This is a genomic window from Proteus cibi, assembly GCF_003144405.1.
Classification (GTDB): domain Bacteria; phylum Pseudomonadota; class Gammaproteobacteria; order Enterobacterales; family Enterobacteriaceae; genus Proteus; species Proteus cibi.
On the sequence record NZ_PENW01000007.1, the window covers coordinates 121989 to 145314 of the forward strand.

Here is a 23326-nt window from a genome sequence, read left to right on the forward strand (position 1 = left end):
TAATACAAGATAAAGAAAAGCCGATTAGTCAATTCACTAATCGGCTTTGATAATAACAATATGTCAATTAAAGCTATAAACAGAAAATAGGTGACTAACTATGCTTTGAAAAGTGCTTCAATACATAACCCCTGACTTTGTAGAATGTCTTTTAAGCGACGTAGTCCTTCAACTTGAATTTGGCGAACCCTTTCTCTTGTCAGACCAATCTCTCTACCAACATCTTCTAAAGTTTCTGCTTCATAACCTAATAACCCAAAACGACGTGCTAATACTTCACGTTGCTTCGGATTCAATTCAAATAACCACTTTATGATATTTTCCTTGAGGTTATTGTTTTGAATTGTTGCTTCCGGTCCTTCTTCATTTTCGTCAGAGATAATATCAAGTAATGCTTTATCTGAATCACCCCCAATTGGGGTATCAACAGAAGTAATACGTTCGTTTAAACGTAGCATCTTACTGACATCTTCAACGGGTTTATCTAATGTTTGTGCAATTTCTTCAACACTCGGCTCATGATCGAGTTTGTGTGCTAATTCCCTTGCCGTTCTTAAATAAACATTCAACTCTTTAACAATATGAATAGGAAGGCGGATAGTACGAGTCTGGTTCATAATGGCACGTTCAATAGTTTGACGTATCCACCATGTCGCATAAGTTGAAAAACGGAAACCTTTTTCAGGATCGAATTTTTCAACAGCACGAATAAGTCCTAAGTTTCCTTCTTCAATTAAATCAAGCAGGGCAAGACCTCGGTTTGTATAACGACGAGAGATCTTAACAACCAAACGTAGGTTACTTTCTATCATTCGTTGTCTTGAAGGAATATCACCTCGCAACGCTCTGCGGGCAAAGAAAACTTCTTCTTCAGCGGTCAGCAACGGAGAATAACCAATTTCTCCTAAATAAAGCTGAGTTGCATCGAGCGCACGCTGGTTGACTCCTTCAATAAGTTCAATTTCATCTTGAGCATCAGACTCATTTTCTGCCTCTTTTGCAGCAACTTCGTCGAACTCTTCCATGTTCTCTTCAATTTCATCTGTATATAACTCGTCTACTCTTAGCGTACTTTGGCTCATCAGCTGCTCCTACCCTTGATAATTTAGGTAAACGACTCATGATTAAAGTCTGTTTACCAGTTTATCGCTGTGTCACGACACAACGGGTTTACTGATTTTCCCTTGTAACGAATTACAAAATAAAAGATAACATAATCTATTTTACTGTTAATTTTATTCTTTCTTTATTCAATATATAACTTAACTATTGAGTGCAGGCTATTAACAGTTTTTTTATTATATTTTACGTACATTTATCTATACGTAAAATTACTCCATTTAATGCGCTACTTGTGACTATTTGCATCTAAAAAAACAAATAAAAACCCATAATAATAAAATAATACCCAATAATTTCTATTATGTACTATTATTAAAAAGATAATCTAATAAAGAAAAAACCTATTTAAACAAGGAATTATTCTATAGCCCATCTTTTAATAGCCACGAATCTTTATTCATTTTTTATATAACAATTTTTAGCATACGCATTCATTGGTTGAGAATCAACCGTCTAATTTAACGTTATCTATAATTTTATATTAACCTCTCATTTTTAATGATCTTTAAATAAGCACTTATACTTAGATAAAATTTATTTTGTTTCAATATTTTAATTAATTACAGGTAAGAAAAAGCCCTCTCCTTTTTGTAAAGGAGAGGGCTTAATTTTAGGATTATTCACTATACGTGTAAAAAAAGACTTATCTATTTTTTAGGTAAATAACTCATTGGGTTGAGTGATTTTTCTTTATAGCGGATCTCAAAGTGTAGGCGGACAGAGCTGGTTCCAGAACTACCCATTGTGGCAATTTGCTGACCCGCATTCACATTTTGCTGTTCACGTACCAAAATGGTGTCGTTATGTGCATATGCACTGAGGTATTCGTCATTATGCTTAATGATAACGAGGTTACCGTAACCGCGTAATGCGCTACCTGCATAAACCACTTTACCCGCAGCCGTTGCAACGATTGGTGAGCCTTTTGTACCACCGATATCAATACCTTTATTGCCACCCGGTGCACTTGAATAATTTTCAATAATATTACCTTGTGCAGGCCAAATCCACTTACCCGAAGTCGCCGTTGGTGCTGGTGTTGCTGCAGTTGTAGTATTTGTTGTTGGTGGCGGAGTCGTTGTCTTTGGTTGTGTTGTTGCGGGTTTAGTAATCAATGGTCCCATAGCACCATTGTTTGTTGGTTTAGTCTGTGCCGTTTGAACACCAGCGCTACTTGATTGATTAATAACCGATGTATTGACATTAGTATTGGTTCCCGTATTGACCTGACGGTTACCAATATTCAGCACCTGTCCTACATTTAAGCTATAAGGTTCTGGGATATTATTCATTGATGCTAGTTCTTTTACATCACTATCAGTTATCCAAGCGATATAGAACATAGTATCACCACGTTTTACGGTATATGTATTACCGTTGTAGTTTCCTTTCGGAATACTGTCGTAATTACGGTTATACACAATGCGTCCAGATCCATCCGTACTTACATTTTGAGCGGCAACTGACGTTTGAGTGCGAGGCTGGCTTTGAGGTTGACTCATGCCTCCATTAGACGAAGCGGAGTTCACCTTAATAGAAGGAGGAGGTGATGATTGTAAGGGGGTAGTTCTTTCAATAGGTGTCGCATTACTGTTTGTCATCACAGGTGCGGTTGATACCGTATTATTTGAAGAGCTATCATTTACAGAGGTAATTGGTGCAGGACGATAAGGTGTGTCTGCACAGCCTGTTAATGCAAATCCAATTACCGAACACATGATTGCCCAGCGGATATGCTTAATTGGGCTTTCTGAATTCATACTTCCTTCTCCCTTTAAAAAGGCATTAGCATCTAGCAATTTGTCGAGTTAAACAAAAAGACTGCAATTTTTTGAAAATGTTTCATTTATTAGTGCAGATTACGACAAGCTATTAAAAAGCAGTAATAAAAAACGGTCAGATTTATCTGGAAGTTATGCTAACTCGCCGGCAATTAAAGGAACAAATCTAACAGTTTCTATAGATTGATAGTGAAAATCATTACCTAAACGTCTGATAAACTTCAGTATTTGTTGTTGCTCACCAACAGGTATTATCATCCTGCCACCATCGGCTAGCTGCATCAATAACTGTTGTGGTACTTCTGTTGCACATGCTGTCACTATTATGGCATTAAAAGGGGCTTTTGATGACCAACCTTCCCATCCATCACCATGGCGTGTCGAGATATTATGTAAATCAAGATGTTTAAAACGTCGTTTAGCTTGCCATTGCAATATCTTTATACGCTCAACGGAACTAACATGATGGACTAAATTTGCTAATACTGCCGTTTGATATCCCGAACCTGTACCAATTTCTAATACAGAATCGGTATTTTGTAATTCCAGTAGCGTTGTCATTTTGGCAACAATATAAGGCTGTGAAATAGTTTGCCCATTGCCAATAGGCAAAGCGGTATTTTCATAAGCCTTATGAGAAAGCGCTTCATCAATAAAAAGCTCTCTTGGTACTTTACTCATTGCTTCCAACAGGCTCTCATCTTTGATGCCATGCTGTTTTAACATTGTCAGTAAGTCTTTCATTGACCGACTTAACATGTTTTTTTGACCTCTGCTTTATTTAACCAATCTTGTAGTAAATCGAGTGCTTTATAGGCTGTTAAATCGACGTGTAATGGGGTTATCGAAACATAACCTTCGTCAACAGCAGCAAAATCTGTATCAGGTCCTATATCATTTTTTTCACCTGGAGGCCCAATCCAATAAAGACTATTTCCTCTAGGATCGGTATGAGTATAAACATGTTGTGAAGCATGACGGCTACCACAACGTGTAATACGAAAACCTTTTACTTCATCAAGAGGAATATCTGGTACGTTAATATTGAGAATATTTCCTGCTCTTAACGGTACCTGTTGTAACATTGCTAAGACGTCACAAGTCACTTGAGCCGCTGTCTCAAAGTGTGTTTCACCATCAAGTGAAACGGCAATGGCAGGTAAACCTAAAAAACGTCCCTCGGTTGCTGCTGCAACAGTTCCTGAATAAATAACATCATCCCCCAAATTAGGACCATGATTAATACCAGAAACCACAATATCAGGGCGAGGACGCACTAAATGGTTTACACCAAGATAAACACAATCTGTTGGTGTTCCCTCAACAATCGCAATATCCCCATTTTCAAGCTCTTGCTTACGTAGAGGTCTGTCAATGGTTAAAGAATTAGACGCAGCACTACGATTGCGATCCGGTGCAACAACTTGTACATCATAACGCTGGCGCAATGCTTTAGCGAGAGTCTGTATCCCTTTAGCCATTACCCCATCGTCATTACTCACCAATATTTTCAGCATCATCATTCCCTAATAAAATTAATTCACGTACAACGCTAGTTGCAAAGCTTCCTGCGGGTAAAAAAAATGACAGCGAAACAGTGGTGTCGTCACCCCAATTCCATGACATATTTTCTGGTAATACATTGATAGCACGTCTTGCATTATCAACGCGTTCTTGTCGAGCCAGCGACCAGAAGGCTTCATATTCTGCCAGATTTTCAGTTTCAAAATCCAATGCTTGTGATTGTGTACCTAAATCACCTTTACCCGGCAAAGGCGCCGTAATATGAACATCATGCTCTTCATAACGAGTTTGTGTTTGAGCCAGTTCGGCTTCATCAACAACAAACCAACTCCCTCTGCCATGAAGTTGCATTGCATCACCAAGCATTACTTTTGAATATAAATCACATTCCAATCTTTTGCTGACGATATGATTAAACATCGCACTGCGGGCTGCTGAGAGATAAAAACTACGTTTTCCTCGTTCTTTTACACGGATTTCGTCCGTTGCCCAACGCATAGCTTGGCGTAAATTCTCACCATTACGACCAAATCGTTGAGCACCAAAGTAGTTAGGAATACCTTTCGCTTTTATTTGCGCTAATCGAGTATCAACAAAATTGCGATCAGAAATTTCTCGTAACACTAATGTAAAGTGATTACCTTTTAGCGTTCCTATACGTAATTTACGTTGTTGACGAGTCGTTTCTAGAATTTCGCAACCCTCTAAAACAAACTGACTAAAATCAGGCATCTCTTTACCCGGCATTCGCAGGCAAAACCATTGTTCAGTAACAGCATTTCTGTCTTTTAGTCCGGCGTAACTAGCATCACGAGGATGTATCCCAACAAACTTTGCCAATTTTTCAGCAACAAAAGCCGTGTTACAACCTATTTTTCTGATTTTCACCATGACATGCTCGCCTTCACCATCAAGGGTGAAACCAAGATCTTCACAGACAATAAAATCTTCAGGAATTGACTTTAGTAAGCCTGTTGCTTGTGGTTTTCCATGTAACCAATGGAGCTCGGGTAAATCACTCATTCAGGTAATGACTCTTTCATTAATAAAACAACGGCTTCACAGGCAATGCCTTCTTTTCTACCAACAAATCCAAGTTTTTCTGTTGTGGTCGCTTTCACATTGATATCATCAACATGGCAATGAAGATCTTCAGCGATATTGACTCGCATTTGCGGTGTATGAGGTAGCATTTTGGGGGCTTGCGCAATAATCGTGACATCTAAATTACCAATTCGGTAACCTTTTGCTCTTACACGAGAGAAAGCTTCTCGAAGGAGTACACGACTATCTGCACCTTTGTATGCCGGATCAGTATCAGGAAACAATGTGCCAATATCGCCCATCGCTACCGCGCCTAAAATAGCATCTGTAACCGCATGTAATACAACATCGCCGTCAGAGTGAGCTAACAACCCTTGTTCATAAGGAACTCTGACGCCGCCAATAATAATAGGACCTTCGCCACCAAATTTATGTACGTCGTAACCGTGTCCAATTCTCATTTTATTATGTGTTCCTTATACTGGTGATTTGACGTGAGAGGAAAAACTCTGCAAGCGCTAAATCTTCTGGCTGAGTAACTTTGATATTATCTGCACGACCTTTAACTAATAAAGGTTCATATCCAGCAAACTCCATCGCGGAGGCTTCATCAGTGATCGTTGCTTTTTGTGCGAGCGCATTCTCTATATTTTGTTTTAATAGCAATGCAGGAAAAAATTGTGGCGTTAAAGCATGCCATAGGGTTGTTCTTTCGACTGTTTGTTCAATATGATTATCTTGTTGATGACTACGTTTCATTGTATCGCGAACAGGCGTCGCAAGAATGCCACCGCAAAATTGTGGGTCCATAACGTTTTCATCAATTAATGTAATAAGATGATCAAGATCGCCAAAGTGCAGGCAAGGTCTTGCTGCATCATGAACTAACGCCCAGGTATTTTCAGAAAAATGCTGGGTGACATACTCTAAACCTGACAAGACAGAGTCAGCGCGTTCGCCACCACCATTAACCGTAATTATTCTTTCATCTTGCGCTAAAGGTAAAGAGTGAAAATAGCTGTCATTAGGACTGATCGCCACGATAATTCGCGTTATACGTGGGTGTTTTAATAGCGCATTAATGGTATGTTCAAGAATAGTCAATCCGCCAATCTTCAAATATTGTTTTGGGCAGACTGATTGCATTCGGCTTCCAATACCAGCTGCAGGAATAACGGCAACAATAGGAAGAGTAGAGTTTGTTATGTTCATTATGATATTTGTATCAGGACACACTATTAATTCAATAAATTAACGACGTGGTTGAGATTTATCACTCACAATACGGAAAAATGTCTCATTAGGCTTTATCATTCCTAATTCACTACGAGCACGTTCTTCTAACGCTTCTTGCCCGCCATTGAGGTCATCAATCTCTGCAAATAGACGATCATTACGCTCTTTTAGTTGCGTATTTTGCGCCAATGCAGATTCAACTTCTTGAGTTACTTTGTTGTAATCATGGATACCATTTTTACCTAACCACAATGAATATTGTAGCCAACCAAGTAAAATCAGAAGTAAGACTGTTAATTTCCCCATTACCACCCCCAAGATTAATGGGCTAATCATCCCACAACTCAACCACAGACGCCACAAAAGTGCCGGAATATATTACATTATTATTCCTATTCTTCTCACTATAAACATGGACAACTTCTGTAAAATTCAGACTAAGGTTTGATTTTTTCTTATTACGATGAAGAGTTATGAGATTAATGTATAAATAATAAATGCGTAATTAAAGCGTGAGAGGTATTTTAAATGATATGCCGAAATAAAGCATTTTTACTCTAATTACATACATTATCTCTACACACTCCCCCCTTTTTCTGGAAAGCTCGTGCAGAGATAATTTAATATCATCATAAAATTAACGGTAAATTTGGTTTTGTCGTAGATAGGTGAGGATCTGTTGAATGAGTTCACTTATAGAAAGCGTGCCGTCTAAATGTAATTCAGGATCAATAGGCGGTTCATAAGGAGAATCTATCCCTGAAAATTGCGTTATCTCACCACGTCTTGCTTTTTGATAAAGCCCTTTCGGATCACGAGCTTCACAAATAGAAAGTGGGGTATCAACAAAGATCTCAATAAATCTTCCTTGCTCAAAGCGATCTCTAACGTGTTGTCTGTCTTTTTGGTAAGGCGAGATAAAAGCCGTTAGGACAATAAGCCCTGCATCGACCATCAATTTAGCGACCTCCCCCACACGGCGGATGTTTTCGTGCCTATCTTCTGCGCTAAATCCAAGATCACAACATAATCCATGGCGTAAATTATCCCCATCTAATAAATAGCTATGAATGGGAGAATGCTTTTGTGAATACTGATAAAGCGCTTGTTCTAGCGCATCGGCAAGAGTGGATTTACCTGAGCCAGATAACCCCGTAAACCAAAGCACACATCCTTTGTGTGCTTGTTGTGATTCGCGTTCACTTAGTCCAATTTTATGGGGGTGCCAAACAATATTGTTACTTATCACGACTATTTTCCCCCAAGAAGATCTCTCGCTCCCCAATGAGGGAAATGGCGACGAATAAGCTGATTGAGCTCGACTTCAAACGCATCGTATTGCGTCATAGTTTGGATCGTATTATCTTCTCTTGTTTCTCGAATAAGCCCAGCGCCTACGGTGACATTGCTTAGTCGATCAATAAAAATTAATCCGCCAGTATCTGCATTGACTTGATAGTTATCCAGCACCAGTGGCTCTTCAAATGAGACGTCAACACTACCAATCGCATTTAAACTTAAGCTATCAACCACTTGTTGGGTAAGTTTATTTACATCCACTTGGTAATGAATGTTCTCTATTTTGGCGCGGCTTTTTTTACCTGCAATTTTGATGTCTAGAGTATGGCCTTGCACTAAAGGCTGCTCTGACATCCACACCACGTCAATTAACGCATGAGTGCTAATATTGGCGGTTGTATCTTTATCATCAACAATAATATCTCCACGACTAATATCAATTTCATCTTCCAGAACCAGGGTGATTGCTTGCCCAGCTTTAGCTTGCGTTAAATCCCCTTCAAAAGTGACAATACGTTTAATCGTTGTCTGTTTTTCTGATGGTAATACTTTGATTTGTTGCCCTTGGTAAAGCACACCTGAAGACACCGTACCGCTGTATCCTCTAAAATCTAAATCGGGACGATTCACATATTGCACAGGGAAACGCAATGCTTGCACATCTGAACCCAATTTAACGGGTGCATCCTCTAATAATGAAAGCAACGTTTTTCCTTGATACCAAGGCATATTCAATGAGGGAGAAACCACATTGTCACCATCAAGGGCAGAAATAGGAACAAATTCTATAATGAGATCTGTTGGCAGTTGATCAGCAAAATGTAAATAATCTCGTTGGATCGAATCAAAGGTCGCTTGTTGATAGTCCACCAGATCCATTTTATTGATCGCAACGATTAAATGGCGTATCCCAAGGAGCGTGCTGATAAAACTGTGGCGTCGTGTTTGTTCTTGTACACCTTTTCGAGCATCGATCAACAGAATAGAAAGTGAACTTGTTGATGCTCCTGTCGCCATATTGCGAGTATATTGCGCATGTCCTGGCGTATCAGCAATAATAAACTTACGCTTTGAAGTTGAAAAATAGCGGTAAGCAACATCAATAGTGATCCCTTGCTCTCTTTCTGCGGCTAATCCATCCACCAGCAAAGCCAGATCGAGCTTTTCACCCTGAGTGCCGATCTTCTTACTTTCATTTTGTAACGTAGAAAGCTGATCTTCGTAGATCTGTCTTGTATCATGAAGTAAACGTCCTATTAATGTGCTTTTTCCATCATCGACATTTCCACAAGTTAGAAATCGCAGTAATCCTTTATTTTGTTGCGTTTTTAAATAGCTTTCAACACCGCCAAGTTGTGCAATTTCACCGGCGATAAGTTGATTAGTTTTAACGGCTGCTAATCCCATAATGTGTTCCTCTTAAAAATAACCTTGGCGTTTTTTCAATTCCATTGAAGCGGATTGATCACTGTCAATTAAACGCCCTTGTCGCTCACTGCTGGTGGAAATCAGCATTTCTTCAATAATGGCAGGGAGTGTCTCTGCTTGAGAAGGAATTGCCCCAGTTAAAGGCCAGCAACCTAACGTTCTAAAACGTACTTTTTGCTGAGTGATGACTTCACCAGATTTAAGATCAATTCTGTCGTCATCAACCATAATTAAGGTGCCATCACGCTCAATAACGGGTCTATTTTTGGCAAAGTAGAGAGGAACAATATCGATATTTTCTAAATAGATATATTGCCAAATATCGAGTTCAGTCCAGTTAGATAATGGAAATACACGAATACTTTCACCTTTATTAATTTGACCGTTATAGTTTTTCCATAATTCAGGTCGTTGATTTTTCGGCTCCCAACGATGAGATCTATCTCTAAAGGAATAAATGCGTTCTTTTGCTCGTGATTTTTCTTCATCACGGCGAGCACCGCCAAATGCAGCATCAAAACCATATTTGTCTAAGGCTTGTTTTAGCCCTTCCGTTTTCATGATATCCGTATGTTTTGCACTACCATGAATAAAGGGATTAATACCAAGTTCTGCACCTTGTGGATTGCGATAAACCTTAAGATCAAAACCATATTCTTTGGCTGTTTTATCTCGAAAATCATACATTTCTCGAAACTTCCAACCAGTATCAACATGCAATAAAGGAAACGGTAATTTAGCGGGATAAAACGCTTTACGCGCTAAATGCAACATCACAGAGGAATCTTTGCCTATTGAATAAAGCATGACGGGATTTGCAAATTCAGCGACAACTTCACGCAGGATATAAATACTTTCTGCTTCTAATTGCTGAAGATGTGTTAACTGTGTTTCATTCATAACGACCTCGTTTTAGGCAAAATGAACCAAAGATGAAGGGTGCGAAGATAAAGACTGATAAGCATGTCTATCACCGAACCACGCAAGTTGGTGGTGCAATGCAGTCACTTCACCCACAATCAATAAAGCTGGCGTAGGTGCTTTTTCTGCTAATTGTGCGAGTTGCGTTAGATTTCCGGTCAACACTTGTTGATCATGACGCGTACCACAACTAATAACCGCAATAGGCGTTGATGGGGAACGCCCAAACTTGATTAAACGCTGACTAATAAGTTCGGCTTTTGTTGTTCCCATATAAATTGCTAGCGTATGATCCGCTTGCGCTAATGAAGCCCAATCAGGCTCTATCCCGTCAGGTTTGCAATGCCCTGTTATAAAGGTGACGCTTTGTGCATATTGACGGTGTGTTAATGGAATACCAGCGTATGCACTTGCACCACTTGCCGCAGTCACACCGGGAATAACTTGGAATGAAATACCATGTTGTACTGCAACCTCTAGCTCTTCGCCACCTCGTCCAAAAATAAAGGGATCGCCCCCTTTTAATCGGACAACACGTTTACCAAGTTGCGCATATTTCACGATCAGTGCATTGGTTTCTTCTTGAGAAACACTATGGTGCCCCGCTCTTTTACCTACACAAATAGTGTCAGCATCACGACGAACGAGCTCTAAAACCTCTGGACTCACTAAACTGTCATAAAGTACAACTTCGGCTTGTTGAATCACCTGTAAGCCACGCAGTGTTAATAATCCTGCGTCACCGGGACCGGCTCCAACTAATGCCAACTCGCCTTGTTGCCCCCCTTTTTGTTTCAGTTGTTGCTCAAGTTGGGCTTCGGCTTGCGCTAATTGATCACTTGCGACTAAAGTCGCAAACTTGCCACTAAAGGCTTGTTCCCAAAAACGACAACGCGCCTGAAACGTATCTAGGTGTTGTTTCACTTTATGGCGCCACTTTCCTGCGATTGTTGCCATTGTGCCTAATGACATTGGCAATAAAGCTTCTAGTTTTTCCCGAATCATTCTCACTAAAACAGGCGCTTTTCCCGCAGATGAGATCGCAATCAAAATAGGATTTCTATCGATAATTGCCGGAAAGATAAATGAGCATTGAGGTTGTGAATCCACCACATTGACAAAAATATGCCGTACTTGTGCATCAAGATAAACTTGCTGATTAAGCGCACTGTCATCAGTTGCTACAATCACAAGCATCATTCCTAATAGATGTTCAGGTTGATATTTGGCTGATACCCATTCAATTTTCTCTTGCTGATAAGCAAGATGTAATTCATCACACAACTGAGGTGCAATCACTCTTAAGCGAGCGCCGGCTCTTAGCAACAGCAAAGCTTTACGCGCAGCAACATGACCACCACCAACCAATAACACAGGGCGTTCTTTTAATTCCACAAATAAGGGCAGGTAATCCATACGCGCATTTCACCTTTGTTGTTCACTTTATAACTAACGACTATAAAAGGTGCTTTAGGGGTTATGAAATGACAAAAAGCTATGTAATGGAACAGAAAGGAATAAGGGAAATTATAGTAATTTCAAAATGTTATAATTTTAAGAATGACAAAAAGGGCAATAGATAAGATCTATTACCCCCAATTATTTATTGGCAGATAATGGCGTTATTCGTGCAATCCACACTCACGTTTTAAGCCAAAAAACCGTGTTTCTTCTTCACTCATACCGTCTTCCCATTTTCGGGTTGTATGAGTATCTCCCACAGAGAGATAGCCTTGCTCCCATAAAGGGTGATAAGGTAAGTCGTTTTCCTTAAGGTATTGATAAACTTTCTTATTATCCCAATCTACGATGGGTAAGAATTTAAAGATCCCTTTTGCGATTGAAAGCACAGGCAAATGTTCACGACTTTGAGATTGTTGACGACGAAGACCTGCAAACCACGTTTGGGCCTGTAATTCACGTAAAGCTCTTTCCATTGGCTCTACTTTATTTATTTGGTTATAACGTTCAATACCGTCAATGCCATCTAACCAAAGTTTGCCATAGCGTGCTTCTTGCCAAGATGAAGATATTTCAGCTCGATAGACCTTTAAATTAAGTTGTAACTGTTGCGTTAGACTATCAATAAACTGATAGGTTTCTGGAAATAAGTATCCTGTATCAGTCAAAATCACAGGAATATCAGGATACTGCTGAGTGATTAAATGCAGACATACTGCTGCCTGAATACCAAAACTAGAGCTTAATACAGGATTTTTAGGTAAATGTTCTAAAGCCCAAGTAACTCGTTCAATGGCGTTTAATTGCTCTAACTGTTGATTGATCTGGCTTAAAGCCTGTGTCTGTTCTTCAACTGGTAACTGTTTTAGTGAAGCAAGCTGAACTAAGCTCATATCGCCTCCTGCGCTTCATAAAAATCAATTGCTGAATTCAGTACAGGTTTAACCACATCAGTGCGAATAAGAAAATCACCGAAACCTTCATCGTTATGGCGAGAAACCGCCCATTCACCAATCAGTGGATCTAGTATCGCGATGATGTCTTGCGAGGTAATATTTTCACGATACATTCTAGGGATGCGTGTTCCAATGCGATCTCCCCCTAAATGCAAGTTGTAGCGATCAGGCGCTTTACCCACCAGCCCAACTTCTGCCAACATAGCTCGACCACAACCATTTGGGCATCCCGTAACACGAACAACGATATGCTCTTCACTCATACCATGTTTTGTCATTAAGCTATCAAGAGTATCAGTGAATGAAGGTAAAAAGCGCTCAGCTTCTGCCATCGCCAATGGGCATGTTGGAAAAGAAACACACGCCATTGCATGTTCACGTAGTGGCGTAACTTGACTATTAATCAAACCATATCGACGTGCGATTGCCTCAATATTGGCTTTTTCATTCTCAGGGACACCTGCCACAATCAAATTTTGATTGGCAGTCAGTCGAAAATCCCCCTGATGAATTTTGGCGATTTCCGCGACGCCTGTTTTTAATGGAGCATTAGGCGTATCAATCAACCGCCCACTTTCAATAAATAAAGTAAGATGCCATTTATCATCAACACCTTTTAACCAACCAATTTGATCGCCTCGATGAGTAAATTCATAAGGTCGAATAGTATCAAATGTCACCCCAGAACGGCGCTCAACCTCTTGTTTAAATGTCTCTACACCAACACGTTCCAAGGTGTATTTTGTTTTTGCATTTTTGCGTTCAGTTCGATTTCCCCAGTCACGTTGAGTTGTCACAATCGCTTCTGCGATCGCCAAAGTATTTTCAATAGGAATATAACCGAACTCACTGGCTAAACGAGGAAAGGTATTCTTATCACCATGTGTCATTGCAAGACCGCCTCCCACCAGCACGTTAAAACCAACTAGGTGCCCGTTTTCAGCAATCGCAACAAAGTTCATATCATTAGCATGAAGATCAACATCATTATGAGGCGGGATCACTACTGAGGTTTTAAACTTCCTCGGTAAATAGGTTTCCCCCAAAATAGGCTCTTCATCTGTTGTTGTCACTTTCTCTTTATCTAACCAAATTTCCGCATAAGCACGCGTACGCGGTAATAAGTGTTCTGATATTTTTTTCGCCCACTCATACGCTTCTTGGTGTAATGAAGACTGTACTGGGTTTGAAGTACATAACACATTACGGTTTACATCATTCGCTGTTGCTAGAGCATCAAGCCCTGTTGCAGCCAGCATTTGATGTGCGGGCTTTACATTGCCTTTTAAAATGCCATGAAATTGAAATGTTTGACGATTAGTAATACGAATACTGCCATAAAGCGTATTTTCAGTCGCAAACTTATCAATGCTAAGCCACTGTTTAGGCGAAATAATGCCACCAGGCAAGCGGCAACGTAACATCATCGCATGACGAGGTTCTAACATTTGCTCTGCACGTTCAGCGCGAATATCTCGGTCATCTTGTTGATACATGCCATGAAAACGGATCAATAGAAAGTTATCGCCTTCAAAACCACCCGTTAAACCATTTTGTAAGTCTTCTGTAATAGTACCGCGTAAAAAGTGACTCTCTTTTTTCATGCGTTCACTATCAGCCAGTTTCCCTTCAACCACTAAGGGCGCTTGAGTGTGTGATTTCATTTAATAGACATCCCTCTGATAACGCCGTTCTAGGCGTAGCTCACTTAAATATTCATCTGCTTCTTCAATATTTTTATTGCCATACTCCATCACAATATCTAACAACGCCTGTTCAACATCTTTTGCCATTCGTGATGCATCACCACAGACATAGAGATAAGCACCTTGCTGTAACCATTGCCAAATCTCATTACCACGTTCACGCAATTTGTCTTGTACATAAATTTTATGTGCTTGATCTCGTGACCATGCTAAATCGATATGAGTTAATAGACCGCTTTTGACATAACGCTGCCATTCCACTTGATAGAGAAAATCTTCGACAAAATGAGGATTACCAAAAAATAACCAGTTTTTACCTGTTGCTGCGTCATTTTCACGTTGCTGCATAAAACTTCTAAAAGGCGCAATACCTGTGCCAGGACCAATCATAATGACGGGTGCCGTGTTATCTTCAGGTAGGCGAAAATGTGCATTTTTTTCGATAAAAACATTGACGCTATCGCCTTCTTTTAAGCTATCCGCTAAAAAACCTGAGGCTCCACCAGTATAAGCACGGGAGTTAATGTCGTAGCGTACAACGCCTAAAGTAAGGTGTACTTCGTCCTCAACTTCTTGTTGTGACGATGCAATAGAGTAAAGACGAGGAGTGATTGGACGTAAAATATTAACAAAATCTTGTGCAGTCGGTTGAGCACTATATTGGCGCACCATTTCATTAATGGGGTGCTTATCTGCATACTGCTGAAGCTTGGTTTTATCAGCCACCAATGACAATAGATCTTCATGACGCGTCAATTGGGCATAGGCTTTGACAATAGGTGCGCTATTTTGAGTGAGTTCACAATGGCGTAGTAACGCTTCTCTTAGGGTCAATGTTTGAGATTTTAACGTGACCACTTCATCTCCCGTTAGCCACAACAAAGCAATCAGTTCATCCACTTTTTCAGGTGAGTTATTAAACCAAACTCCCAGCGCATCACCCGGTTGATATTGCAAATCAGACCCTTCAAGGCTGATTTCAATATGGCGAATATCTTTATCTGAATTTCTGCCTGTAATTTTTTGATTAGTGAGTAATGTGGCAGTAAAAGGCGCATCTCGATGATAAATAGAGGCCTCAATCGTATCCGTCGTACCTGATTGTGTTTGTTGTAAAACTTGCGTACTTTGTGTGGGTACTCTTGCTTTTAAGCGTTCTGTAAGTTGTTTTATCCATTCATCCGCAACAGTTTGATATTCAACATCGGCATCAACTCTTGGTAATAAACGTGTTGCGCCCAGTTGTGCTATTCGCTCATCAATGTCTTTTCCTGCCTTACAGAAATACTCATACGAGGTATCGCCTAAGCCCAATACTGCATAAGCCGTTTCTTTCATTTCAGCGGCTTTTTTAGAGTTCAGATATTTGTAAAAAGCGATCGCCTCTTCTGGAGGATCACCCTCACCTTGAGTCGATGCAATGATGATCAAGGTTGTTGTTTTATGGATCTGCTTAAACTTATATTCACCTGCAGAATATAGTTCGACATTCAATTTATGAGCAACCAGCGTATCTCGTAACTGTTCTGCAAGGTGACGCGCATTACCCGTTTGAGAAGCAGAGATCAAGGTAATGGTTTCCTGCTCTGGCACTTGTGCTGAGGTAATCGTTGTCGATGTGGGTACGACCGAAGGATTAATCTGCCCCCACAAATAGCCAGATAACCACGCAATTTGCGCTGTTGAGAGATCTTTTGTTGCGTCCTGTAATTGACTCAATTGTTCCGGTGTTAATGGAAGCATTGATAATAATGGAGGTTGATTGCTCATTTATCCTGCCTTAAAAAGCGAAGCACTTATCTGTGCTTTATTGTTCTTGGATAATATTTCTAATATTGAGAGGGTATCCCACGACTAGAAGGTGAATTAAAGACCTGTTGGCTCTATCTAATAACCTTAAATGCTAAATTTATTTATTGATTTCCTTTATCGATATAATAGATAAGCACTAAGGAGGCTAATAAGTGATTAAGATTAACGGAGATTAGGCGTGATACGCTAAATCGGCTACACTGGTAGCCAGTTCGTTCTATCGGTTTCTTTTTTACTAATTAAGTCAAGAGAGTTTTGATGACAACCACCATCTTTAAAGATTTTCAGTTTGAAGCTGCCCACCATTTACCTCATGTTCCTGAAGGCCACAAATGTGGACGTCTTCATGGGCACTCTTTCCTTGTTAGATTAGAACTAACAGGTGAAGTTGATGCACATTCAGGTTGGCTTATTGATTTTGCTGATGTGAAAGCCGCATTTAAACCTACTCTTGAGCGCCTAGATCACTACTATCTTAATGAAATTGAAGGCCTAGAAAATCCGACCAGCGAAGTGCTGGCAAAATGGATTTGGCAACAAGTAAAACCCTCATTGCCATTATTATCTGCGGTGATGGTGAAAGAGACATGTACGGCAGGATGTATTTATCGCGGTGAGTAATTGGTTTTAACTTTAAACTGTGATCACCTAAAAGAAAATCAGCCTGTTATTGGCTGATTTTTTATATTAAAAACATGATCACGCAATATTTAAATATTTATGCGTTTGCATCGAAAAACGCCAATTACGTTCAATACAGGTTTTAATACATAATGCCGTCGCACTCTCTTTACAACTAATGGGCTGTAAGGCAACAACGGGTGCAGGGTGTTCTGTGCGTAATACCAGTAAGGCATCTAACGCTTCAATATCTTTTTCACGCCCAACGGGATGTTTTATCTCATTAGCTCGATTGATTGCGCTGGGTAATACCGTAAATCCCCCTTTCATGCCTACTTTTGGGGAAAGTGTCACCCATGTTTTCTCACTACATAAAATATCGTGAGTACCACTGGTTTCTATCTGACAGCCAAAACCTGCTTGCTCTAATCCTTCTGTTAAAGGACGTAAATCATATAAGCAAGGCTCTCCCCCCGTGATAACTACATGCTTTGCACTATAACCTTGCTGTTGGAAAAGTGATAAAATCTGAGTAACACTGGCTTCTCCCCAAGCATCGCTTTCTTGCGTTTTAATAGGAATATCGCCAAGAGGAACTTTTTTTTCGTCTTCTTTTTCCCAAGTATGCTTGGTATCACACCAACTACAACCTACAGGACACCCCTGTAATCGAACAAAAAGCGCAGGAACGCCAGTAAAAACACCTTCACCCTGTAAGGTTTGAAACACTTCATTAATGGGGTATTGCATAAGAAACTCTGATATCCAATGAATGCTGATGATTATTACAGATAACTATCTCACCGTAAGAGGCTTTATGATAAGGTACATGGTTTGTTTTGAATAGCTAACGTGCGAGAAGACACTGAAAAAGAGGATAGAGTTCCTCCGTTGGACAGAGATGGGAATACTTTAGATGCAAAAAGAGAATCAACTTTCACGAGGATTATCAGGGCGGCACATTCGTTTCATGGCGCTGGGCTCTGCAATCGGTACGGGTTTATTTTATGGCTCTGCGGCCGCTATTGAGAAAGCGGGTCCAGCAGTATTGCTTGCTTACCTTATTGGTGGGGCTGCAGTATTTATGGTTATGCGTGCATTAGGTGAAATGGCAGTTCATCATCCAGTTGCAGGCTCTTTTTCACAATATGCAAGCCATTATATGGGGCCTTTAGCCGGCTTCTTAACGGGTTGGAACTACGTTTTTGAAATGCTGATTGTCTGTTTAGCTGACGTCACCGCATTTGGTTTCTATATGAAACTCTGGTTTCCCGATGTTGATCAATGGATATGGGTATTAGGGATAGTTTGCTTTATTGGCGCCTTAAACCTTTGCCATGTGAAAATATTTGGTGAAATGGAGTTTTGGCTTTCTATCGTTAAAGTCACTGCAATTATTGCCATGATAATTGGGGGTGTTGTCATTATGATGTATGGCTTTGGCCAGCAAACTGAGCATCCTATTGGCATCTCGAACTTATGGGAGTTTGGCGGTTTCATGCCAAATGGTATAGAAGGTGTTATCGCCTCGCTTGCGATTGTGATGTTTGCGTTTGGTGGGATTGAAGTGATTGGTATTACTGCCAGTGAAGCTAAAGATCCAGAAAAAACCATTCCCAAAGCTATCAATGCCGTACCATTTCGTATCTTATTATTCTATGTACTGACGATTTTCATTCTAATGTGCATTTTCCCTTGGCAACAAATCGGCCATAATGGTAGCCCATTTGTACAAATTTTCTCAAATCTAGGGATCAATTCAGCGGCAAATATCTTAAACCTTGTCGTTATCACCGCCGCAATTTCAGCCATTAACAGTGATATCTTCGGCGCTGGTCGTATGATGTACGGTATGGCTCAAGAAGGACAAGCGCCAAAATCCTTTATGAAGCTCACCCGCAATGGTGTGCCTTGGATGACAGTGCTAGTGATGTCTGTCGTATTATTACTGGGCGTAGTACTTAACTACCTTATCCCAGAGCAGATCTTCGTTTTAATCGCCTCTATTGCAACATTTGCAACAGTCTGGGTATGGTTAATGATTTTACTTTCTCAAGTTGCGATGCGTCGTAAGATGAGTGTAGATGAAGTAAAAACACTGAAATTCCCAGTACCATTTTGGCCTGTTGCTCCCGCACTAACCATTGTCTTTATGGCGTTTGTTATCGCAATCTTAGGCTATTTTGAGTCAACCAGAATGGCATTGGTTGTCGGTATGGTATGGGTAGCGATTTTAACTATTGGCTACTATGTCGGTATCAAACCGAGAATGAACCAGAAATAAGTCGTATTTTTGAGTTAAATAATAAAGGCTGTGGATACTTTCACAGCCTTTTTCTTTATCACAATGCAGTAACTTAACCACTTAAGCCAGTGCTTGTTCTAGATCTGCGATTAAATCATCCACATCTTCTAAACCAATTGATAATCGAATCAAACCGTCACTAATACCATGTCGTTGCCGTTCTTCTGCACTATAAGTGGCGTGGGTCATTGTGGCAGGATGTTGAGCTAAAGATTCGCAGTCTCCTAAACTCACGGCTCGACTAAAGAGATTTAAACGGTTGAGAAACGCTCTACCGGCTTTGATACCTCCTTTTAGCTCAATAGCTATCATGCCTCCAGATAAATACATCTGGCGTTTGGCAAGTTCATATTGAGGGAAAGAAGCCAACCCCGGATAATGAATAATTTCAACCTTAGGATTATCTGCGAGATATTCTGCAATACGTTGTGCATTTTTGCAGATTTGCTCCATCCTTATGCCTAGCGTTTTTATTCCTCTTAATATTAGCGAAGCATCATGAGGAGACAAACAAGCGCCCGTCATATCCTTTAAACCTTCAACACGTATTTTATTTGCCAATTCATGAGTGGTAATAATAGCACCAGCCGTGACATCCCCATGACCTGATAAATATTTGGTCATAGAGTGCACAACAATATCAGCACCTAAAGTTAATGGTTGTTGTAAATAAGGAGAGCAATAGGTGCTATCAACCATCACTAAGATATTATATTGATGAGCAATTTCGGATATTTTTGCTATATCGCTAACGCGCATGTTAGGGTTAGCTGGCGTTTCAAAAAAAATTAATTTTGTTTTCTCAGTAATCGCTTCTTTTAGTTTTTCAAGGTGAGTTAAATCAACGTGCTTTATTTTAACACCAAATTTAGCAAGTCCATGATTGAAGAAAGTAAAAGTACATCCATAAAGCGTCATATCAACAATGAGTTCATCACCAGGCTGAAGTAATGACCAACATGTTGAAGTAATTGCCCCCATTCCTGACGAAAAAACAATAGCACCTTCGCCATTTTCTAATTGTGCTAAACGCTTTTCTAATAACGCTAAAGTAGGGTTTGAGATCCGAGAATAAAAATGCCCTTTTTCTTTACCCGCAAAACAATCTGCACCATATTGTGCCGTTGGAAAAACAAAAGTGGATGTTTGAAACACAGGAGGCACTAATGCCCCCTGAGAATCTAACGGAGAATAACCATAATGTATTGCTTGAGTATTAAAATGCTTATTACTTTGCGTCATTATATCTCCTAGTGACTAATTAACCTTCTATTCGTTGATTATTTTCCCCAATAATTTGAACTGTTCTTAGAAGAATCGATATTCCTTTAAGGGTATCTGGATTTCTTAATAATGTGAAAGTGGAGCCTAATGTATATTTTTTATCTTGATAAATAGACTCTTTCTTTGCCATATTATAAGCAGCACTTAACTCCCATACTGGAATTAATGTTTCTTCAAAAGCAACCGAAAGTTTTTCTACAGTTGCATTATCCATAATATCTATTGAGTCTGATATTAAAGATAATAAGTCAACAATATTGTCAAAGCGTTTTAATGCTAATAATGGTCTAGCTTTTTCTAATAGATGCTGAAGATGTACTTTATCCTCGTCGGAAAACAGTCGGTTTTCTGCTGGGTTTAGATTATTTTCACTCATTATTATTCCCCTATAATAGTCCTCTAACTGTTGCCCAATATAATCCACGGTTATAACTATTACGTAATAGCCCACCCAATTTAGTAGGAGGTGTAGGTATTACATCATGCTTATAGTCATACTGTAGTGGCATACCTGCTGATAACCCCATTTGAGCAACCGCTTGTACTCGACCATCATAAATCGCCGCAGGATAGCCATAGCGAAGTTCACCACAGATGTTATTAGCAATCACACCTGCTTGGTTATGACAGCTACCACCGGCTTTACTGATCGGTAAATCAACCGTATCTCCAATGACATACACTTGATTAAGCCCATAAACTTGTAATGTTTCAGGATCAGTAGGTAACCAACCTTCACCATTATTATGTTCACTTAACCCCGTGTTACGAATCGCTTCAACCGCAGTAATAGGGGGTGTACTCATTAAAATATCAAATGGCTCTGCCTCACCCTCTTTTGAGTACGCTATTTTCTTATCAGGATCAACATGACTCAGCGTAAAGCCACGCTTAGCTTTAATATCTCGCTCAGAGAATACCGCAGGAAGAACTTCACAAACCTCTTGTTGCATAAAGAGACAGTTTCTTAGCAATTGAGCAACCGTCGGATAGGTATAAACAATTTCAATATTATTTCTCACCCGACGTTGACGTAATAATTCATCAAGCATCAATGTCGTTTCCATTGGTGCAATACCACATTGATGGGGTACATTGGGTGTTTCAGGAAAACTCACTGTAATAAAGACACGCCCTTTTTCAATTTTGGCGAGTTTATCAGCAAGATTTCTAGCCGCTTCATATTGATAAAAGTGATTTCCTGCTTCTTTTAAACCTTCAATACGATGAGGACTTGGGACACAGCCAGTTGCTAATACAAGAAAATCATAATTGTATTTTTTCTTTGATTCGCAATAAATAATTTTATTATTAAAATCAAAGCGCTCAGCTTTATCAATAATAAATTCAATTTCAGGTCTTAATAAACTTCTTTCTGATCGCATTAGCTCTTCTTTTAAAAAAAGATTAAACGCAATATACATAAATGCAGGTTTGTAATAATGATTGGGGTTATCTGAAATAAGAGTAATTTTAATTTTATTTGAAAATATTTCGTCATTTAATTTTTTAGCTAGGATATTAGCAAGAATAGTTCCGCCAGTACCACCACCAATAATAACTATATTTTTTGTTGTCATTTCATTTCCTATATCTCGTGATATTAGATAGACAAAAAAAGTATAGTAAAGGGTGTTAATATAACAAATAGATTAAATAGATAGATTAGTTAGTGCAATGTGATTATATTAATAAATGATAGATATGTTATATATTATTTAATATTTACTAATGTTACCATAATCTTTTAATAGAATGTCGCAATTAAAGGATGATGATCAGATGCCTCTGTGAGTAAAACTTCAGCACTATTCAGTGATAATCCTCGATAAAAAATATAATCTAAGGGTTTGCCAAAAGCTTTGGTACGCCAATCGTTATCAAAAATAACTTCTTTAAGTCCTAATCTTCTTGCAAAACGTTTTAATACATTGATTCTTGGGCGACTCCACGCATTAAAATCTCCCGCTAAAATAACGGGTCCTTTATGATGCATGATGTGAACAGATAAATTACTTAATTGACGCTGATAAACATCGACACCAAAACTAAAATTAATCGCATGTACATTAATCACCATTAAATGATCACCCATAATTAATGGATATACCGTAATTAATGCTGATTTAGGCAATCGTAAAAAAGGCTCTTTCTCTCTGAGAGGACAGCAATAGATGGGATGAGAACTGGATAATGTCATTACACCAGCTGGGTGTTGTTGAAAAGCCAAGGCAGGAACTTGATCTGCAATTAAATGATGAGCCCCAGCAAAACGTACGAGCTCTGGTGTAGTCTGCGCTTCTTGTAATAAAAGCAAATGCGTATCTGTTGAAAGTATTTCCAACATATTACGCCAATTGGGTCGTTGCTGTTTATAGATATTCCAAACCGCAATTTTTAGAATGCCTTCGGTGTAAAGAGGCATTCCGATGGGTAGAGAATCCTTTCTTTCACTTAAAGGCGGGCTGGGCTCAATCCGCTCAACAGGTTGACCTGCCACAAAACGTACTGAATAAGTCGGTTTTTTCGCCATTAGCAACCTCAGATAAACAGCAAGATCTCTTGCTATAACTAAAGTATACCAAAGGCAAGCTATACACTCATCCTTTAAAAGGGCATCATTATCAACAAAAGTAATTATTTTTATACATAATAGTCATGTTTACTTAAAATTATCTGACTAATTTACGCTTAGCGCTAAATTTTAAGCAAAAAAAAACCTAAGTCGTTAGACTTAGGTTTCTTAATGTTGGCGGAACGGACGGGACTCGAACCCGCGACCCCCTGCGTGACAGGCAGGTATTCTAACCAACTGAACTACCGCTC

The 23326-nt window shown here is 39.5% G+C and carries 22 protein-coding genes; 2 read left to right on the forward strand and 20 right to left on the reverse strand.

The annotated features are described in order from the left end of the window. Positions 1-98 precede the first annotated feature (98 nt). The 15 genes from rpoS to cysJ all read right to left on the reverse strand — a co-directional run bounded on the left by rpoS (position 99) and on the right by cysJ (position 16248). Positions 99-1082 carry an RNA polymerase sigma factor RpoS gene (rpoS, locus tag DK865_RS02490; RefSeq protein ID WP_023582671.1) on the reverse strand — a complete coding sequence of 328 codons (984 nt, stop codon included), beginning with the start codon at positions 1080-1082 and terminating at the stop codon, positions 99-101. A 687-nt stretch (positions 1083-1769) separates the two neighbouring features. Next, positions 1770-2882 carry a murein hydrolase activator NlpD gene (gene nlpD / locus DK865_RS02495; protein ID WP_036913754.1) on the reverse strand — a complete coding sequence of 371 codons (1113 nt, stop codon included), beginning with the start codon at positions 2880-2882 and terminating at the stop codon, positions 1770-1772. A gap of 153 nt (positions 2883-3035) precedes the next feature. Beyond that, positions 3036-3662, reverse strand: a complete 627-nt coding sequence (locus DK865_RS02500; RefSeq protein WP_023582674.1) for a protein-L-isoaspartate(D-aspartate) O-methyltransferase — start codon at positions 3660-3662, stop codon at positions 3036-3038. Continuing rightward, positions 3656-4420, reverse strand: a complete 765-nt coding sequence (gene surE, locus DK865_RS02505; protein ID WP_036913756.1) for a 5'/3'-nucleotidase SurE — start codon at positions 4418-4420, stop codon at positions 3656-3658. The genes DK865_RS02500 and surE overlap by 7 nt, the downstream gene beginning before the upstream one ends. Further along, complete coding sequence (gene truD, locus DK865_RS02510) at positions 4398-5450, reverse strand: tRNA pseudouridine(13) synthase TruD (protein ID WP_023582676.1); 1053 nt, start codon at positions 5448-5450, stop codon at positions 4398-4400. Before truD ends, surE begins: the two co-directional genes overlap by 23 nt. Beyond that, the gene (gene ispF, locus DK865_RS02515) at positions 5447-5932 is read right to left on the reverse strand and encodes a 2-C-methyl-D-erythritol 2,4-cyclodiphosphate synthase (protein ID WP_023582677.1); all 486 of its coding nucleotides are present in this window, start codon (positions 5930-5932) and stop codon (positions 5447-5449) included. The genes truD and ispF overlap by 4 nt, the downstream gene beginning before the upstream one ends. A gap of 4 nt (positions 5933-5936) precedes the next feature. Beyond that, positions 5937-6683, reverse strand: a complete 747-nt coding sequence (gene ispD, locus DK865_RS02520; RefSeq protein ID WP_023582678.1) for a 2-C-methyl-D-erythritol 4-phosphate cytidylyltransferase — start codon at positions 6681-6683, stop codon at positions 5937-5939. A 39-nt stretch (positions 6684-6722) separates the two neighbouring features. Beyond that, positions 6723-7013 (reverse strand): cell division protein FtsB, encoded by a 291-nt coding sequence (gene ftsB / locus DK865_RS02525; protein WP_036913758.1) that lies wholly within the window; start codon positions 7011-7013, stop codon positions 6723-6725. 331 nt (positions 7014-7344) lie between these two features. Further along, the gene (gene cysC, locus DK865_RS02530) at positions 7345-7962 is read right to left on the reverse strand and encodes an adenylyl-sulfate kinase (protein ID WP_036913778.1); all 618 of its coding nucleotides are present in this window, start codon (positions 7960-7962) and stop codon (positions 7345-7347) included. After that, positions 7959-9413 carry a sulfate adenylyltransferase subunit CysN gene (gene cysN, locus DK865_RS02535; protein WP_109391103.1) on the reverse strand — a complete coding sequence of 485 codons (1455 nt, stop codon included), beginning with the start codon at positions 9411-9413 and terminating at the stop codon, positions 7959-7961. The genes cysC and cysN overlap by 4 nt, the downstream gene beginning before the upstream one ends. A 12-nt stretch (positions 9414-9425) precedes the next feature. Then, positions 9426-10334, reverse strand: coding sequence for a sulfate adenylyltransferase subunit CysD (gene cysD / locus DK865_RS02540; RefSeq protein WP_023582680.1), 909 nt, complete (start codon positions 10332-10334; stop codon positions 9426-9428). Positions 10335-10346: 12 nt separating this feature from the next. Further along, positions 10347-11771 carry a siroheme synthase CysG gene (gene cysG, locus DK865_RS02545; RefSeq protein ID WP_109391104.1) on the reverse strand — a complete coding sequence of 475 codons (1425 nt, stop codon included), beginning with the start codon at positions 11769-11771 and terminating at the stop codon, positions 10347-10349. Positions 11772-11977: 206 nt separating this feature from the next. Beyond that, complete coding sequence (locus DK865_RS02550) at positions 11978-12709, reverse strand: phosphoadenylyl-sulfate reductase (RefSeq protein ID WP_023582682.1); 732 nt, start codon at positions 12707-12709, stop codon at positions 11978-11980. After that, positions 12706-14436: an assimilatory sulfite reductase (NADPH) hemoprotein subunit gene (cysI, locus tag DK865_RS02555; protein ID WP_023582683.1), complete on the reverse strand. Its 1731-nt coding sequence runs from the start codon at positions 14434-14436 to the stop codon at positions 12706-12708. The genes DK865_RS02550 and cysI overlap by 4 nt, the downstream gene beginning before the upstream one ends. Beyond that, positions 14437-16248 carry an NADPH-dependent assimilatory sulfite reductase flavoprotein subunit gene (gene cysJ, locus DK865_RS02560; protein ID WP_109391105.1) on the reverse strand — a complete coding sequence of 604 codons (1812 nt, stop codon included), beginning with the start codon at positions 16246-16248 and terminating at the stop codon, positions 14437-14439. A 297-nt stretch (positions 16249-16545) separates the two neighbouring features. On the opposite strand from cysJ, the gene queD reads away from it, so the two are divergent. Then, positions 16546-16911, forward strand: coding sequence for a 6-carboxytetrahydropterin synthase QueD (gene queD / locus DK865_RS02565; RefSeq protein WP_088494721.1), 366 nt, complete (start codon positions 16546-16548; stop codon positions 16909-16911). 78 nt (positions 16912-16989) lie between these two features. Here the strand turns inward: queD and queE are convergent, their stop codons facing one another. Then, positions 16990-17661, reverse strand: coding sequence for a 7-carboxy-7-deazaguanine synthase QueE (gene queE / locus DK865_RS02570; protein WP_023582686.1), 672 nt, complete (start codon positions 17659-17661; stop codon positions 16990-16992). Between the two features lie 166 nt (positions 17662-17827). On the opposite strand from queE, the gene DK865_RS02575 reads away from it, so the two are divergent. Then, positions 17828-19195: an amino acid permease gene (locus DK865_RS02575; protein WP_109391106.1), complete on the forward strand. Its 1368-nt coding sequence runs from the start codon at positions 17828-17830 to the stop codon at positions 19193-19195. Positions 19196-19276: 81 nt separating this feature from the next. Here DK865_RS02575 and DK865_RS02580 read toward each other — a convergent pair whose 3' ends face one another. From DK865_RS02580 to DK865_RS02595, 4 genes are all read right to left on the reverse strand, one after another. Beyond that, positions 19277-20458 carry a methionine gamma-lyase gene (locus DK865_RS02580; protein WP_023582688.1) on the reverse strand — a complete coding sequence of 394 codons (1182 nt, stop codon included), beginning with the start codon at positions 20456-20458 and terminating at the stop codon, positions 19277-19279. Positions 20459-20477: 19 nt separating this feature from the next. After that, on the reverse strand, positions 20478-20876 hold the full coding sequence (locus DK865_RS02585) for a hypothetical protein (protein ID WP_036913763.1): 399 nt from the start codon (positions 20874-20876) through the stop codon (positions 20478-20480). Between the two features lie 10 nt (positions 20877-20886). After that, positions 20887-22080 (reverse strand): NAD(P)/FAD-dependent oxidoreductase, encoded by a 1194-nt coding sequence (locus DK865_RS02590; protein ID WP_023582689.1) that lies wholly within the window; start codon positions 22078-22080, stop codon positions 20887-20889. A gap of 167 nt (positions 22081-22247) precedes the next feature. Further along, positions 22248-23033, reverse strand: a complete 786-nt coding sequence (locus DK865_RS02595) for an endonuclease/exonuclease/phosphatase family protein (protein WP_023582690.1) — start codon at positions 23031-23033, stop codon at positions 22248-22250. Positions 23034-23326: the final 293 nt, after the last annotated feature.

Coding starts and splice junctions, on each gene's coding strand:
- rpoS (WP_023582671.1), bottom strand. CDS start 1,082: ATGAGCCAAAGTACGCTAAGAGTAGACGAGTTATATACAGATGAAATT.
- nlpD (WP_036913754.1), bottom strand. CDS start 2,882: ATGAATTCAGAAAGCCCAATTAAGCATATCCGCTGGGCAATCATGTGT.
- DK865_RS02500 (WP_023582674.1), bottom strand. CDS start 3,662: ATGTTAAGTCGGTCAATGAAAGACTTACTGACAATGTTAAAACAGCAT.
- surE (WP_036913756.1), bottom strand. CDS start 4,420: ATGCTGAAAATATTGGTGAGTAATGACGATGGGGTAATGGCTAAAGGG.
- truD (WP_023582676.1), bottom strand. CDS start 5,450: ATGAGTGATTTACCCGAGCTCCATTGGTTACATGGAAAACCACAAGCA.
- ispF (WP_023582677.1), bottom strand. CDS start 5,932: ATGAGAATTGGACACGGTTACGACGTACATAAATTTGGTGGCGAAGGT.
- ispD (WP_023582678.1), bottom strand. CDS start 6,683: ATGAACATAACAAACTCTACTCTTCCTATTGTTGCCGTTATTCCTGCA.
- ftsB (WP_036913758.1), bottom strand. CDS start 7,013: ATGGGGAAATTAACAGTCTTACTTCTGATTTTACTTGGTTGGCTACAA.
- cysN (WP_109391103.1), bottom strand. CDS start 9,413: ATGGGATTAGCAGCCGTTAAAACTAATCAACTTATCGCCGGTGAAATT.
- cysD (WP_023582680.1), bottom strand. CDS start 10,334: ATGAATGAAACACAGTTAACACATCTTCAGCAATTAGAAGCAGAAAGT.
- cysG (WP_109391104.1), bottom strand. CDS start 11,771: ATGGATTACCTGCCCTTATTTGTGGAATTAAAAGAACGCCCTGTGTTA.
- DK865_RS02550 (WP_023582682.1), bottom strand. CDS start 12,709: ATGAGCTTAGTTCAGCTTGCTTCACTAAAACAGTTACCAGTTGAAGAA.
- cysI (WP_023582683.1), bottom strand. CDS start 14,436: ATGAAATCACACACTCAAGCGCCCTTAGTGGTTGAAGGGAAACTGGCT.
- cysJ (WP_109391105.1), bottom strand. CDS start 16,248: ATGAGCAATCAACCTCCATTATTATCAATGCTTCCATTAACACCGGAA.
- queE (WP_023582686.1), bottom strand. CDS start 17,661: ATGCAATACCCCATTAATGAAGTGTTTCAAACCTTACAGGGTGAAGGT.
- DK865_RS02575 (WP_109391106.1), top strand. CDS start 17,828: ATGCAAAAAGAGAATCAACTTTCACGAGGATTATCAGGGCGGCACATT.
- DK865_RS02580 (WP_023582688.1), bottom strand. CDS start 20,458: ATGACGCAAAGTAATAAGCATTTTAATACTCAAGCAATACATTATGGT.
- DK865_RS02585 (WP_036913763.1), bottom strand. CDS start 20,876: ATGAGTGAAAATAATCTAAACCCAGCAGAAAACCGACTGTTTTCCGAC.
- DK865_RS02590 (WP_023582689.1), bottom strand. CDS start 22,080: ATGACAACAAAAAATATAGTTATTATTGGTGGTGGTACTGGCGGAACT.
- DK865_RS02595 (WP_023582690.1), bottom strand. CDS start 23,033: ATGGCGAAAAAACCGACTTATTCAGTACGTTTTGTGGCAGGTCAACCT.